The 15203-nt window shown below is 36.7% G+C and carries 13 protein-coding genes and 4 pseudogenes; 15 read left to right on the forward strand and 2 right to left on the reverse strand.

The genetic code is table 11. The features are described 5' to 3' along the window. Positions 1-279: 279 nt before the first annotated feature. The gene (locus tag LKW28_RS18805) at positions 280-456 is read right to left on the reverse strand and encodes a hypothetical protein (RefSeq protein WP_229141979.1); all 177 of its coding nucleotides are present in this window, start codon (positions 454-456) and stop codon (positions 280-282) included. 290 nt (positions 457-746) lie between these two features. Beyond that, positions 747-2111, reverse strand: coding sequence for a hypothetical protein (locus LKW28_RS18810; protein ID WP_229141980.1), 1365 nt, complete (start codon positions 2109-2111; stop codon positions 747-749). 395 nt (positions 2112-2506) lie between these two features. On the opposite strand from LKW28_RS18810, the gene LKW28_RS18815 reads away from it, so the two are divergent. The 15 genes and pseudogenes from LKW28_RS18815 to LKW28_RS23310 form a co-directional block, all read left to right on the forward strand. Continuing rightward, a complete protein-coding gene (locus LKW28_RS18815) occupies positions 2507-3193 on the forward strand; it encodes a FadR/GntR family transcriptional regulator (protein WP_229141981.1) in 687 nt (228 codons plus the stop codon). A 111-nt stretch (positions 3194-3304) separates the two neighbouring features. Next, positions 3305-4324, forward strand: a complete 1020-nt coding sequence (locus LKW28_RS18820; RefSeq protein ID WP_229141982.1) for a DctP family TRAP transporter solute-binding subunit — start codon at positions 3305-3307, stop codon at positions 4322-4324. A 91-nt stretch (positions 4325-4415) separates the two neighbouring features. After that, positions 4416-4904: a TRAP transporter small permease gene (locus LKW28_RS18825; protein WP_229141983.1), complete on the forward strand. Its 489-nt coding sequence runs from the start codon at positions 4416-4418 to the stop codon at positions 4902-4904. A 15-nt stretch (positions 4905-4919) separates the two neighbouring features. Next, positions 4920-6212 (forward strand): TRAP transporter large permease, encoded by a 1293-nt coding sequence (locus LKW28_RS18830; RefSeq protein WP_229141984.1) that lies wholly within the window; start codon positions 4920-4922, stop codon positions 6210-6212. A 25-nt stretch (positions 6213-6237) separates the two neighbouring features. Continuing rightward, positions 6238-7251, forward strand: a complete 1014-nt coding sequence (locus LKW28_RS18835) for a C-terminal binding protein (protein WP_229141985.1) — start codon at positions 6238-6240, stop codon at positions 7249-7251. Continuing rightward, complete coding sequence (locus LKW28_RS18840; RefSeq protein ID WP_229141986.1) at positions 7238-7882, forward strand: bifunctional 4-hydroxy-2-oxoglutarate aldolase/2-dehydro-3-deoxy-phosphogluconate aldolase; 645 nt, start codon at positions 7238-7240, stop codon at positions 7880-7882. Before LKW28_RS18835 ends, LKW28_RS18840 begins: the two co-directional genes overlap by 14 nt. Before the next feature lie 23 nt (positions 7883-7905). Further along, positions 7906-8583 carry an RraA family protein gene (locus LKW28_RS18845; RefSeq protein WP_229141987.1) on the forward strand — a complete coding sequence of 226 codons (678 nt, stop codon included), beginning with the start codon at positions 7906-7908 and terminating at the stop codon, positions 8581-8583. A 9-nt stretch (positions 8584-8592) separates the two neighbouring features. Next, the gene (locus LKW28_RS18850; RefSeq protein WP_229141988.1) at positions 8593-9582 is read left to right on the forward strand and encodes a 2-dehydro-3-deoxygalactonokinase; all 990 of its coding nucleotides are present in this window, start codon (positions 8593-8595) and stop codon (positions 9580-9582) included. A 75-nt stretch (positions 9583-9657) separates the two neighbouring features. Then, the gene (locus LKW28_RS18855) at positions 9658-10950 is read left to right on the forward strand and encodes a lactate racemase domain-containing protein (protein WP_229141989.1); all 1293 of its coding nucleotides are present in this window, start codon (positions 9658-9660) and stop codon (positions 10948-10950) included. Between the two features lie 96 nt (positions 10951-11046). Further along, positions 11047-11657 (forward strand): annotated as a pseudogene (locus tag LKW28_RS23285) (transposase); the annotation flags it as partial. Positions 11658-11729: 72 nt separating this feature from the next. Continuing rightward, entirely contained in the window at positions 11730-11897 is a 168-nt protein-coding gene (locus tag LKW28_RS23290) for a Tn3 family transposase (RefSeq protein ID WP_420708910.1), read from the forward strand. Beyond that, positions 11890-12291, forward strand: a pseudogene (locus LKW28_RS23295) (Tn3 family transposase). The gene LKW28_RS23290 and the pseudogene LKW28_RS23295 overlap by 8 nt, the downstream one beginning before the upstream one ends. After that, positions 12207-12548 carry a Tn3 family transposase gene (locus tag LKW28_RS23300; RefSeq protein ID WP_420708911.1) on the forward strand — a complete coding sequence of 114 codons (342 nt, stop codon included), beginning with the start codon at positions 12207-12209 and terminating at the stop codon, positions 12546-12548. The pseudogene LKW28_RS23295 and the gene LKW28_RS23300 overlap by 85 nt, the downstream one beginning before the upstream one ends. 987 nt (positions 12549-13535) lie before the next feature. Further along, positions 13536-13838 (forward strand): annotated as a pseudogene (locus LKW28_RS23305) (IS1634 family transposase); the annotation flags it as partial. 20 nt (positions 13839-13858) lie between these two features. Continuing rightward, positions 13859-15203 (forward strand): annotated as a pseudogene (locus LKW28_RS23310) (IS1634 family transposase); the annotation flags it as partial.

The raw sequence follows: 15203 nt of genomic DNA on the forward strand, positions 1-15203 counted from the left end.
CTCTCATTGTAAAGACCGTTTTCAAACCGTTATAGTAGGACAATTGTACCTGACCTCTCCTTGACAGAGGTGGCTCAAAACCTTGTCCTAAGTGGATCAATTTCATGGCATAGGTGGTTCATTTCAATGGCAATATTTATGTTGTGATAGGTCAAATAATAAAATTGTAACCTAGTTGATTTAACTCCTCTTTAGTCAGTAATGGAGTTTTGCCGGTTTCCACCATGTTAGCCATTAAAGTAACACCTTTTAATTCTCTAGCGACTAGCTCAAGTTCTTCTACTGATTGTGGAGCTTCAAAAAAACAATATCCGCACCTTCTTTTGCAAATGCAGTACAACGTCTAAGAGCCTCATCTACGCCTGTAACTTCTCTGGCATCTGTTCTACTGATAATTAATGTGTTAGAATCACTACGGATTCTTACCGCTGCTCTTACTTTTGTTAACAGCTTCATGATTAAGGATTCCTGAAATTCTGTAACCTCTCATATAAACAGCCGGAAAACCAACCTTTTCAATTAATCTAGCAGTTATTGCATCAAATGCACCTGGTGCAACAGCAATGAAGGATACCATTAAAATACATAGGTTTAGACGTTGTGCTGTTGCCATTTTTGAGGAAGAGAAGAACAGCATCTAGATACTTTGGAATGATCCCCCCACACTTCAATAAACAGTTTAACCAAGTTAACCTACGGATTAACGAGTAAGGATCTAGTTTCGTTCATGATAACTTGTCCAAAACTCATAGCAAAAATATACCAATCAAAATACCTATTAAACTCATTAATACGGAGAAAAAAAAGTTTTGTTTTGTAACTTGATATGGGCTAACTCCGAGTTGCTGAGCCGTTAGGGTCGCACTTATGCCGTATGGGGCAGAAGCAGATATCGATAATGATGATACTATTAGGACGATGCCGATACTTAATGGATTTATTACATCAAATAATGGTCGTAAAATTTCAAGTAGTACTGCAATCGTTGCTATCGGGTGAACACCAATCATGGCGAAGATGAAATACACAGCTGTTATAAAGATGAAAATTAAAATAGCAAAGTCTGAAATTTGGTTGAGTATAGATTGTAATAAATTTGGAAAGTTGGTGTTGTTAAACCCATTTGAGAAAAAAGCGAGAGAAAGAAATAATGCGACCAAATTCTGCATCTCGTTATTATAAGTTGTCCAACTTTGCCATCCTCCCTTTAAGAAAATCGCTGTATTTCGCATAAATATTGACCAAATGAATGCAAAGGGGAAAATTACAAGTGATACCGATAAAATAAAATTCATATTAAAGAAATGATTCACTGTAACAATGGTTGCTAGGAACAAACATAATATTATAATTAATTTAATAAAAGCTATCCATAATAATTTTTTATCAATCTGAATCGACTCAAATTGAGTTTGCTTATCTTTAAATTTCCATTTACTGATAACAATATCAATAATGGCTGTAAGAATGGAACAAAGGAGCAGCCATGGAAGATAGGTTAAATAACTAATATTTGTTCCATCTACTGTCATACCAACGAGTATTTCCATTGGGCTCCAAATAACTGCAAGTGCAAGAGCGCGTAACGAAGTTTGAATTAGAAAGCTATGCCGTGTTTTTGGCTCTATATTTTTCATTTTATTTATTAAAATTTGTAGGTACATGTAAATAGCGGATACATTAATAAAGATGACCAAGCTATAGATTGTAAAAAATCCTCTAGTATATAACTCTGATAGATTATCTGACTTTGGTTGGATGATACCTTCAAGACTTTGATCATATTCCCCTACGCTCGACATCCATGGTAATATGCTCAAAAAGACGAGCATAGGAAGGGTTGATGAAGTTTGATTCGGAATTTCATACCAAGGTATATTTCCTGAAAGGCTCATGGAGATCCCTGAAATTACAAAAAATGCACTTATGATTTTAAATAATTTACTAGCCAATAACCATGAAATGATAAAAATCAAAATAGAGCTCCAACTTACAACTAGATGAATGACATTTGAATCAATAAAAAAATTACAAGTAAATAGTAAAAATAATAGACCATAAACAATATATAAATAGCTACGAAATTCATGAAGTTCTAAAAATCGTTTCACCCTTGAAACCCCCTCTTATACCTGTGCTCACTCAAATATGACATATATATAGCATTTTTCAATTGGATAATCCTAACTATTATCTATTTTTAAAGACTTATATATTTGAGAAATCCAACTACCATCCTATCCTTTAAAAAAGCTTATATTTTTTAAAATATGTCATACAACTTAACTAAAATAATTATTGTTCTTTACAAGTTGTTATACAATTTTTTTGCAAAAAATGAGTTTTTTTGCAAAATTGTCTTTTCAAACGCTTTCATACATGATATTATACAATCAAGTTGTAAATAAACACAATAAAATTAATAGTCTTGTATGACAAGTTGGATTTCGATTTATAATATTTAGTTGCAGAGTGTAACCTGTCATACAAATTAGGTGGTGAATAAATGACTGTTGAGTTGAGCCCAAGTGAGAAGGTTTATAATTACATCATGGAGAAAATCGTTTCAAAAGAATGGCAACCTAAGACAAAGATTATGTCAGAGAATCAACTATCGACGGAATTAAATGTTAGCAGAATTTCTGTAAGGGAAGCACTTGAAAAACTAGTAGCCTTTGGGATTTTGGATAAAAAAAGAGGATCTGGAACAATCGTAAACGAAATAAAGCCATCCATCTTCTTAAAAAATCTTTTTCCATTAATGGCATTAAGTGAGAATGATTTAGAAGAAATTATGGAGTTTCGGATTTTCTTTGAATACGGAAATGTCCATATGTTCATGGAGAATTACGATGAAAAGGCTGTCGTAAAGTTAAAAGAATACTATGAAAAAATGGTTGAAAACTATGACGATCAAGAGCAATACCATTTGTATGATTTTTATTTTCATAAGCTAATAGCAGAGGGAACGAAGAATCCAATTGCGAGAAGTATCAATGAAACACTTCATAGTATATTAAAATTCAATATCAAGCAAATGTATCATGAAGTGGGTCCTGATAATGCGATTCACTATCATAAAGCGATACTTGAAGCAATTGAGAAACGGGACACAGCTCTGGCATCATTGTTAATGAGGAGACACCTAGAGGAAGCTTTGGAAAATATCCGTAAGCTGAAAGTAACTGAATAACAAGGTTTGTGAAATACAGTAATAAGCCGGCTGCTACATAGAATGATTTTTCCAATCATTCGCAGCCTGACTTTTTATAAAATTATTGAACCATTGAGGGGGACTCAAATTATGAAAAAAATGGCTCTATTATTTATATCCCTATTGACAGCGCTTACTCTTGCGGCTTGTGCCAATAACGGAGCAAGTGCTGGTGAAGGTGATGTAAAAACAATTAAGATTGGTCATGGGGCTGCTGAATCATTCCACATGCACCAGGCGTGGTTAAAGTTTAAAGAAGAGCTTGAAAAAGACGGTAGTTTCAAAGTAGAGATTTATCCATCTTCACAATTTGGTAATGATGCAGAAATGATTGAAAGCGTAAAAACGGGTGACTTAACAATGGCTACACCACCTTCTTCTTTCTTAACAGAAGAAGCACCAAATATAGCTTTAATCGAGTTGCCATATGTATTTGAAAGTCGACAAAATGCGATCAACACCCTTGCAGGTGAGTGGGGACAAAAACAATTAGCAGATTTAGAGGATAATGGATTAGTAGGTTTAGGTTATTTAGAAAATGGATTACGTCATTTTACAAACAATAAAAAACCAGTTCGTACTCCTGAAGACATAGAAGGTTTAAAATTACGTACAATGCAGGTTCCGGCACACGTATATCTATGGAATGATTTAGGTGCAACTGCAGAGGGGGCACCATTTGCGGAAGTATACAACAATTTAAGTTCAGGACGTTTTGATGGTCAAGAGAACCCAATTGGAATTATTTACTCTCAAAAGTTCTATGAAGTCCAAAAATATATGACGTTAACAGGTCACGTGTACACTGCATATCTTCCAGTTATGAACCATGATTTTTGGAACGGTCTATCTGAAGAGGAACAAACTGCAATTAAAGATGCTTTCAAGGTTGGATATGATTACCAACTTGAGCTAATCAAAAAAGAAGAAGCTGAACAGCTTGAAGAGATTGCGAATAATGACCAATATAAAACAGAAGTTATTGAATTAACAGATGATGAAAAGCAAGCATTTATGGAAGCTGCACAACCAACTTTAGAACATTACCGCGATGAACTTGGTGCTGAAGCCTATGATGAATTCATCGAGGCAGCTAAAGCTGCAAAATAAGTAGCATTTCATTCCGGGTCTACACTTTTGGTGTAGCCCCGTTTAATAGTAGAAACATTTGTAGTAGTAATACCTTATGTGAGGTGAGAAAATGGTAATTTTCAAGTGGTTAAACGAAAACTTTGAGAAAGTATTTACAACCATTCTATTTATGGCGTTTAGTGGTTTAATGATTATTAATGTGTTGATGATCCTTATTTCAAATGAAGCAATCTCATGGGCATCTGAGGGTGTAATGCTTTTGTTCGTCTTCTTTGTTTGGGTGGCCATTAGCTATGCTTTTAAAGAACGAAAACATATTAGTGTTACTGCTTTAACGGATATGTTTCCGGAGAAGGGGCGCAAGATGATGTCGATTATCGTTAATTTTATCGTCATAGCATTTTTCGCAGTCTTGGCATATGCAGGTATTGAATTGTTGCTTCACCCGTCTGTCCTAAATAAAAGTTCTTTATTAATACAATACCCAATGTGGCTGTTTTACTTTTCTGCACCACTTGGTGCTTCGCTTTCAATCATTCGATTACTACAGAATACAATTGAAGATTTAAAAAACTTTAACAAAGAAACTACAGTCTAGAAAGGAGGAAGATACATGGAAGCACTTGTATTATTTGGATTACTCTTTCTTCTAATTGCGATTGGGGTTCCGATTGCCATTTCATTAGGACTTTCTTCAATGCTAATGATCTTTTTGTATGGAACCTCTACTTTAAATTTACAGGCACGTTCAGTTGTAACAGCTCTTGATTCCTATCCATTGTTGGCTGTTCCGTTATTTATTTTAGCTGGCGATTTGATGTTTTCGGGTGGGCTTTCAAGAAGATTGATTGCATTTGTTGATTCGATTGTAGGACATTTTAAAGCTGGCTTAGGATATGTTAATGTATTGGCTTCAACATTCTTTGCGGCTATTTCAGGTTCCTCACCAGCGACTGTGGCTGCAATTGGAACAAACATGATTCCTGAAATGGAAAAGCGTGAATATACAAAGGAATATAGTACATCATTAACAGCCGCATCAGGCATGATTGGGGTATTAATTCCACCAAGTATTCCATTTATCATGTATGGTATATCAGCTGAACAATCAGTTGGAGTATTATTCATTGCTGGTATTATACCAGGTTTACTTTTTTCACTCGGATTTATGATTACAGCGTATATTTTGTATAGAAAATTAGGGTTCCAACAATTAGGACAAGGTCAATTTGTACTACTAAATGTGTGGAAAACATTTGTGAAGGCGATTTGGGCAATATTAGCTCCTGTCATTATTTTAGGTGGAATTTACGGTGGATTGTTCTCACCTACAGAGGCTGCAGCAGTTGGAGTATTTTACTCATTAATAGTGGGTGTGTTTATCTACCGGGATTTAAAAATAAAAGATATTCCTAAGGTTTTTATGCAGTCTAGCTTAACGTCTGGAACTGTTTTAGCGTTGGTTGCATTCGCATCTATCTTTGGAAGACTTTTAACATTAGAGCAAGTCCCTGTTAAACTAGCAAACTTTTTAACTGGTATTTCCGACAGCCCGATTGTAATCCTTTTAATTATCAATCTGATGTTGTTAGTTGTTGGAATGTTCATGGAAACGATTGCTTCAATCATTATTTTAACACCTATCCTATTACCGGTTGTTACTGCAGTAGGGGTGGATCCGATTTTATTCGGTGTAATTATGACTGTAAACCTTGCTATCGGTTTCTGTACACCACCACTGGGAGTTAACTTGTTCGTGGCGAGTGGAATTAGTGGTCTTTCAATTGAAAAAATTTCAAAAGCAATTTTACCATATTTTATCGTAATGATTATTCTATTGTTATTGGTAACGTATGTTCCAGCAATTTCATTATATTTACCTAACCAGATAATAGGTACAAATTAAGAAAAGTCATCGGAGGAGAAATGAAATGGCAAAGTTCAAAGTGTATATAAGTGACTATGATTATCCAGATACAGATATTGAAAAACGTGTCTTGGAACCAATTGGAGCGGAAGTGATTGGTCTTCAATGTAACACTGGAGAAAATTTAGCAGAATTAGCAAAGGACGCTGATGCCATCATTCAACAATATGCTAAAATTCCACGTTCTACAATTGAAAAGCTTCCGACATGTAAAGTAATAGCTCGCTATGGAATAGGTGTTGATATTCTAGATGTCGATGCTGCCTATGAACATGGAATGGTTGTAACTAACGTGTCGGATTACTGTATCGATGAAGTGGCAGACCATTCTATTTCAATGGCATTTACATTGATTCGATCAATCCCTTCCTATAATAAAGCAACTCATGAAGGAAGATGGCATTGGAGCGACTGGAATGCACCCATCCATCGAATGAGGGAAATGACATTTGGATTAGTAGGATTTGGACGAATTGCACAAAACATGGCTCGTAAGCTGTCAGCTTTCGGTTTTAACATTGTGGCGTATGATCCATATGTTTCAAAGAGCTTTATGTCTACATTTGGTGTCACAAAGGTAGATTTGAATACTCTTTTACAAAAATCTCATCTTGTTGATATAATGTGTCCTTACACACCTGAGACGCACCATTTAATCAATGAAAATACTTTAAAAATGATGCGTGAAGATGCGATTTTAATTAACTGTGCACGTGGAAAAGTAGTAGATAACGCAGCTCTATACCGCGCATTAACCGAAGGATGGATTGTAGCAGCAGGCTTAGATGATACAGAAGAAGAACCAGCAAAGGCGGAAAATTGGACTGCAGACATGAATCCTTTATTTAAATTAGATAATGTCATCGTCACTCCACATGCTGCCTATGTTTCTCAAGCAGCATTGGATGAAGCAAGAAGAACAGCAGCAGAAAATGTAAAGGCTGTCCTACTTGGCGAAACACCTCCTAACCTAGTGAAGCCTAGTGCGAATATGAGGACTTTAAATGAACAGAAATAACATCATTGAAAAAGTAAATGAAGAAAAAATCATTGCGATAATACGTGGTGTGTCTGAAGACCAAATTGTACATGTTGTTGGAGCGTTAAAGGATGGCGGTATTTCATTAGTGGAAATTACATTTGATCATGATCAGCCTGATTTTATTGAAGCAACTACAAGGAAAATCCGAAAAGTTAGAGAAGATTTCGGCGACCAAGTTTATGTAGGTGCTGGAACGGTACTAACAGATGAAGAGGTTGTTGCAGCAGCAAACGCCGGTGCTGATTATATAATTTCTCCTAATGTCAACGAAGCGGTAATAAGAAAAACGGTCGAATTAGAGAAGGTTTCGATTCCGGGTGCTTTAACGCCAACAGAAGCAGAATTTGCACATCGTGTTGGTGCGGACTTTGTTAAATTGTTCCCTGCGGGTGATCTTGGAATCAATTATATTAAATCACTTCTTGCACCACTGAAGCATATTCCAATTTTAGCTGTTGGTGGCGTAACCCCAGCTACTATCAAAGATTATTTAGACTTAGGAATTAATGGGGTTGGAATCGGAGGAGGTCTTGTAAACAAAGAGACTGCAAAGAATCCAGAGAAGCTAGTTGAAGTAGCAAAAGAATTTGTAAAAAACGCAAGATAAATAATTGGAGGTTGTTTTTTAAAATGAGAAAAATTATTAATCCTAGAGCAGAAATTAATGAAGATTTAATTAAACCTTTCCGGGAAATGGAAGATGTGTATTCATTATCATGTGTTGTTAGTGATTGTATGGAACGTAATGGTGTAATGCGGACTGATATAAAGCCCAAAGCAGCTGATAAAAAAATCATCGGACCTGCAGTTACTGTAAAATTAACAGCTGGTGATATCGTAGACTGCTTAGATGTGTTTAAGGTTGCTAAGCCTGGTGATGTGGTTGTCATTGATGCATTCGGTGAAACAGAAACATCGATATGGGGCGGACTAATGTCTGGATTAGCTCGTAACACAGGTGTTGTAGGTGCGGTTATCGATGGAGCATGCCGTGATACAGATGAAGCGAAAATGCTAGGATTCCCAATTTCAGCAAAAGCGGCTGGTCCTCGTCAAGCCCATACTGCATTATCAGGTCGCAAAGAGCCAATTGAAATTAATGTTCCGATCACTTGTGGCGGCATTATAGTAAAGCCTGGTGACTTAGTTGTGGCTGACGAAATCGGGGTTGCGGTTGTTCCTTATGAGGATCTAGAAGAAGTATACACGAAATCAGCTGAACTTGCAGAAAATGAAAGTAAAGCACGTGCAGAAATTCTAAATGGTGCTACAGTTGAAGATCTTTTAGCGAAATTCGGAAAAATTTAAGGTGTTCTTATGTATAGAATAACGATTGATACAGGTACAACCAATTCACGGGTAACCCTTTGGGAGGACGAAATGGCCATTGCCAAAGCCTTTTGTGAGGTTGGGGTGCGGAATACAGCTATTGATGGCCATAATCAACAGCTACAGAACTCAGTTAAAGAATTGATTGAAGATGTATTAAACCAAAAGAAACTAACAGTAAAGGATATTGCAACCATTATTGGTTCTGGAATGATTACATCCAATGTGGGGTTAGTTGAAGTACCTCATTTACTAGCTCCTGCAGGAGTGGAGGAGCTGGCTTCGGGGATGGTGCCAAAAATGCTTCCAAATATCGTAGACAAAGAAATATGGTTTATCCCAGGAATTAAAAATAATGTTCCTGTAGTTTCAGTAGATAATTGTGAGCAAATGGATATTATGAGAGGCGAAGAGGTAGAGACAATCGGACTCATCGAAAGACTTCGAGTAGAAGGTCCGGCGGTATTTGTCTTACCTGGTTCACACTCAAAATTTGTTTCACTTAATGAAGAAAACAAGATGACAGGTTGTTTAACCTCAATTGCAGGAGAATTATTATCCGTTATCACTCATAATACAATCATTGCAGATGCCGTTAACAAATCATTTGCAACTGATTTTCAAAAGGAATTGGTTTTAAAAGGGTTTGAAAATGGGACACGTGTGGGGGTTACACGTACCGCCTTTTCGGTACGAATCCTAAGCCAGTTTACCTATTTAACTGATAATGAAAAAGCGAACTTTTTATTAGGTGTCGTTTTATCAGGTGATATCAAGGCCATAAAAAATAGTGAATCTCTTAATGTTAGTCAGGATACAAAAGTCATCATTGCAGGAAAAGATAGCATGAAGGATTCTTTCGAAGCAATCGTAAAGGAAGATGGCTACTTTTCAGAAATAAAGGCTGTATCTAGTGAGGACCAAAGAGACCTTGCTGGTTTTGGTTCGATATGTATTGCGAAAAGACGCGGTTTATAGAACAATGGTTTGGAGGGCTTCCTTCCAAACCATTCTTCGTACATGAAAGTAATTCCTCAAAGAAGGTGAACGAAAGTGAACTTTGGAAAAGTAAATGTAACAATTGAAGGTGGTTTTGACAACATTGAACTACCGAAAATGATAAAGGTTCATCAAAAATTTAATGATGAAAAAATTGCCGATGTTGAAACACATATTTCGAATGAGCTAGCCGAGAAAATGGTTCTAGCAAATTTACAAGGAAAAAGAATTGCCATAACAGCTGGAAGTAGAGGAATCAAAGATATCGATAAAATTACGAAGAAGGTGTTAGATGAGTTAAAGGATGCTGGGGCTGAACCCTTCATTGTACCAGCAATGGGGAGCCACGGAGGAGCCACGGCGGAAGGTCAAAAGCACTTTTTGGAAAACTACAACATTACGGAAGAAAGTATGAATGTACCAATTATCTCATCCATGGATACGGTAAAGGTAGGAATGCTTGATGAAGGGATTCCCGTATATTGTGATAAAAATGCCTACAACTCTGATGGAATAGTCTTGATAAACAAAGTTAAGCCACATGCAGATTTCAAGGGTGACTATGAAAGTGGATTAGTCAAAATGATGGTTATTGGTCTTGGAAAACATGCTGGCGCGACAAGTCTTCATAAACAAGGCTTTGATACATTCCATTATCTCCTTCCTCGTGCAGCAGAGCAATTTTTAAAAGGAGCACCGGTTATATTTGGATTGGCTATTGTGGAAAATGCGTATGATGATATTATGCGAATTGAAGCAATCCATCCGGAGCATATTTTAGACAGAGAAAAAGACTTATTGAAGCTTGCGAAGGAAAATATTGCTCGTATTAATGTCAACGACATCGATGTCCTAATTGTTGATGAAATTGGAAAAAACATAAGCGGTGAGGGAATGGATCCGAACGTCACGGGTCGTCCTGGTTCTATGTTAAAAGAGGGTTTCGATGCCCCAGATATTAAAAAAATTGTTGTACTTGATGTAACAAAGCAGTCCCATGGAAACGGTGCAGGAATTGGAATGAGTGACATTTCCACGACTAAATGTGTAAGTAAGATTGACCTTGGAACGATGTATACTAACTCAATTACAGCGACTATTTTAGATCCCGCAAAATTACCGGTTCTCATGAATAATGATAAGGAAGCAATTGTGATTGCTTTAAAAACGTGTAATAGAGTGGATCCTAAGAACGCAAAAATCATTCGCATTAAAAACACACTTGAACTAGACGAAGTCGAAGTGTCAGTGGCCTATTTGGAACATGTGAAAAATACAGAAGGATTCACACTTGCTTCAGAACCATATCCATTTGAGTTTAATGAAAATGGCAATCTTTTTGAGTAGGGGGTAAAGTGATGTTAGTCTAAATATTGGACACAGTAAATTGGGAGAAACTATCGTATAATATTATCTAACAAATCATTGATCGAAGTGTCCAATATGACGACAAGAAGAAAATATGACAAAGAATTTAAACTAGATGCTGTTAGAATAGTGGAGGACGGAAAAAGAATAGCAGAAGTAGGGCGCGAGCTAAACCTTGCCGAACAAACTTTACACAATTGGGTCAAAAAATTTAAGGAAGACAAAGATGATGCATTCGTAGGAAGTAGTAATTTAAAGCCGGAAGACAAAACTGTACGGGATTTACAAATAAAGATTACGTGATTTAGAAGAGGAAAATGTCATCTTAAAAAAGGCTATGGGCATCTTCGCAAAAAACCAGAAGTATTTATAGCTTCATAGATGAACACCGACATGAGTTTCGTGTGGCGAAGATGTGCGATGTACTAAGTGTTTCAAAAAGTGGATTCTACGCATGGAAGAAGCGTACAAAGAGTACGCAAAAAATTCAAAAAGAAAAGCTTACTGCCGAAATAAAAAAGACACATTTGGAATCTAGAAGTATTTATGGCAGCAAAAAAAGCACAAAGGTATTAAACAGAAAATGTATCCCTGTATCACAGAAAACGGTATCACGGATTATGCAAGAAGAAGGTATTCGCCCTAAGACAGTCAAAAAATGCAAAGCAACAACGAATTCAAAACATTAACTTCCAGATAACACCAATGTGTCTCAATGGCGCATGTATGAAGATGCAATGAATAAAGCCTAAGCCGCATTGGTAGATTTTATTACAAATTACAATTGTCTTCCTAATTTAGGAGACGGTACAACTTCTTCGTCAGACGGAATGAGAATGCAGTTAGGTGCTTCATCACTACATGCAGATGCAAACCCACATTACGGAACTGGAAAAGGGGGCCACCATCTGTCGATTTATGAGTGATCAGTTCTCTTCTTACTACACAAAGATTATTCATATTAATTCAAGGGATGCGATTCATGTTTTGGATGGTTTATATACCACGAGACTGATCTAAACAAAGAGGAATATTATACAGACACGGCCGGTTACATAGACCAAATCTTCGAATTGACCTATTTATTGGGTTTAAATTCGCTCAAGGATAAGAGATCTATCGGGCTCAAAATTATTTGTAATAGATAAAGCAAGGAAGTATCCAAAATTAGAAACTATTTTTCTTAGACAAATAATTACAAAGGTCATTGAAGAAAATTATGAGGATGTTTTGCGATTAGCTCATTCAATAAGAGAGGAACAGTCTCAGCATCCCTTATTATGGGGAAACTGGGTTCTTATTCAAGACATAACAGCTTAGCTAAAGCGCTACGCGAAATGGTACGAATAGAAAAAACGATCTTTATTCTTAATTACATTTCGGATGAATCTCTAAGAAGAAAAATACAAAGAGGATTGAATAAAGGAGAAGCTATGAATGGACTGGCAAGAGCTATTTTCTTCGGAAAACAAGGAGAGTCTAGGGAACGAACCATACAGCATCAGCTCCAAAGAGCGAGTACTTTAAACATAATCATTTCTGGGGTCAGCCGACAAAACGCAGATATTATGCGCTAAAGAGAATTTATTGGAAACGAAAGTTGTTGCCCCAATAATGAAAGATCGTATCTGCTTCTTCCTGATACGCCACCCGTTCGTAATATAAGTCAACCGGAAATTAAACTATACCCTTTGTATAATATCCACGTTTTGTCGAAAGGACCCTTTGACTATTTTAGAAACCAATGTTATAATATTTCGAATTCCCTATTTCTTCTAGGAAATACTTCTTTTTTCAATGGTACATATTCAGTCTTTAGAGTCTTGTCTTAATTTTAAGAAAAAGGCTTATACGTGAGAGTGCCAAGATCTAAGATTAAGTGATTCGTTTTAAACCTTTAAATGAAAGTGTTTTACATCTAAATTAGCTTATTAAAATTGCGCGCTTCCCTATGTTTAATAAAGCTGACTCTAAATTACGTCAAATGACGAAATTTTGAGTCAGCTTCTTTTCTTATTTCATTATACTTCTGTTACTGCTTTCCCTTCTTCTATTCGCTCAACAAATTGCCCAATTTCTAGAATATTTAAATCCTGGATTCCCGACATGTGTAACGAGGGAAAACTCCCATAAACATTGTAGTGACAATGATTTTGGGAGNTAATAGTATAGAAACATCCTTTTTGAAGTTCCCAGCCACGCCCTGGCTGGGGATTATTTTTTTATAATAGAGAAATAGGTACATTTTATTATTCAAAGTATCCTCTTGATAGTGGATACCTCTAAAGTCGACTCATTTCCTATCTATTCTACCATTTATTATAAGTTTTCGTTCATTCGATTCGCTCCCAATATCATGTTCTTTATTAAACATCGTATTAATGGGATCCCAGTAATTGGGTAAACTTTCTATATAATCCAATCCTTCAGTTTTATAACCTGGATTCCCGACATGTGTAACGAGGGAAAACTCCCATAAACATTGTAGTGACAATGATTTTGGGAGTTTTTTTTTGTCTTTTTCATCGTTACAAATTATAATGTATAACGAGGGGTGGAGTTACATGGGGATCATTTTTTATACAAACAAAAAAACGGGAATTACATACGCTTATGAAAATAAAGCCTATTGGGATAAGGCGAAAAAACAATCTCGATCAAAACGAAAACTGATTGGAAAAGTGGATCCTGTTACCGGTGAAATCGTACCTACACGTGCTTACAAAAAACGGGAACAGTCCATTGGAGAAGGCCCATTAAAACCTGGACCCCTTCCTATTACCGCAATGCGACGCAGTTTTTACGGTGCTACTTATCTGTTTGATCAAATTGGTAAGGTCACGGGTGTTACGGATGATCTTAAAACTAGTTTTCCNATGGAGATGGCCCATTAAAACCTGGACCCCTTCCTATTACCGCAATGCGACGCAGTTTTTACGCTACTTATCTGTTTGATCAAATTGGTAAGGTCACGGGTGTTACGGATGATCTTAAAACTAGTTTTCCCGACACCTATAAACAAATACTCTCTATCGCTTATTATCTTATTCTTGAGGAAAATAATTCACTGAACCGATTTTCTCATTGGCAAAAGCTGCATATTCATCCCTTTGGAGATGACATACCTTCCCAAAGAAGCAGCGAACTGTTTCAGTCCATCGATGAAAAAGGCCGAATGTCTTTTTTTACGATGCAAGGGAAACGTCGAATTGAACAGGAATACTGGGCTTTTGATACAACCTCTATTTCTAGTTACTCTGAGGCCCTAAAACAGGTCAAAAAAGGAAATAACAAGGAACATGACAGGCTTCCGCAAATCAATCTGGCCCTTTTATTCGGGGAACAATCCGGTCTGCCGTTTTACTACCGTAAACTTCCCGGCAATGTTTCCGATGTGAAAACGGTAAAGCAGCTTGTGAAAGAATTCAATGTAATGGGTTATAAGAAAATAAAAATCGTCTTTGACCGCGGATTTTACAGCAAAGACAACATAAATGCGTTATACAAGAGCCATCAGAAATTTGTAATCGGGGTGAAACTCGGTCTTAAATACGTGAAGGATGTTTTGGATGGTGAAAAGGAAAACTTGAAGATGTGGTCAAATCTGCATCCGCAGTTTGGAACATACGGAGTTTGCAGGTCCATAGAATGGGATTATGAGCAGGAACGCCCCTACAAAGGAGACATTCAAAAAGAAAAGAGACGGGCCTATCTTTTATTATTTTACAACCCTGAAAAGGCCGCTAAGGATCAAGCAGACANNNATGAATGATTATCTTACCAGTCTATACAATGATCTGCGGGATGGAAAAAGGCGGGATTATTGCACAAAAGACTACGAAAGGTATTTTGAGGTCACAGAAACACCAAAGAGGGGTCGGAAAATAAGGCCAAAGGAAGAGGCTATGCTTAAGGCGGCAAAGAACTACGGCTATTTTGCATTGCTTTCAAATGAAGTGAAGGATCCCTTTGAGGCGCTGTCCCTTTATAGAAGTAAGGATGTTGTGGAGAAGGCTTTTGGAAACTTAAAGGAGCGATTAAATTTTAGAAGATTGCAAGTTTCCTCCGAATTATCCCTTAACGGGAAGTTATTTGTAGAATTTATTGCACTTATTTATCTGTCCTATGTGAAAAAAAGAATGCAGGAGGCGGGTCTTTTCGAAAAGTGGACGCTACAGGGACTATTGGATGAACTTGACATGATTGAACGGTTTGAAGCGCCTGAACACGGT

It is taken from the genome of Bacillus sp. REN16 (assembly GCF_020731355.1).
In the GTDB taxonomy this organism is placed as follows: Bacteria; Bacillota; Bacilli; order Bacillales; family Bacillaceae_L; genus Ferdinandcohnia.

Bases quoted from the DNA above. Each gene is read 5' to 3' on its own strand.
- LKW28_RS18820 (WP_229141982.1), top strand. From the start codon at position 3,305: ATGAAAAAAATGGCTCTATTATTTATATCCCTATTGACAGCGCTTACT.
- LKW28_RS18845 (WP_229141987.1), top strand. From the start codon at position 7,906: ATGAGAAAAATTATTAATCCTAGAGCAGAAATTAATGAAGATTTAATT.
- LKW28_RS18830 (WP_229141984.1), top strand. From the start codon at position 4,920: ATGGAAGCACTTGTATTATTTGGATTACTCTTTCTTCTAATTGCGATT.
- LKW28_RS18850 (WP_229141988.1), top strand. From the start codon at position 8,593: ATGTATAGAATAACGATTGATACAGGTACAACCAATTCACGGGTAACC.
- LKW28_RS18815 (WP_229141981.1), top strand. From the start codon at position 2,507: ATGACTGTTGAGTTGAGCCCAAGTGAGAAGGTTTATAATTACATCATG.
- LKW28_RS18840 (WP_229141986.1), top strand. From the start codon at position 7,238: ATGAACAGAAATAACATCATTGAAAAAGTAAATGAAGAAAAAATCATT.
- LKW28_RS18835 (WP_229141985.1), top strand. From the start codon at position 6,238: ATGGCAAAGTTCAAAGTGTATATAAGTGACTATGATTATCCAGATACA.
- LKW28_RS18805 (WP_229141979.1), bottom strand. From the start codon at position 456: ATGAAGCTGTTAACAAAAGTAAGAGCAGCGGTAAGAATCCGTAGTGAT.
- LKW28_RS18825 (WP_229141983.1), top strand. From the start codon at position 4,416: ATGGTAATTTTCAAGTGGTTAAACGAAAACTTTGAGAAAGTATTTACA.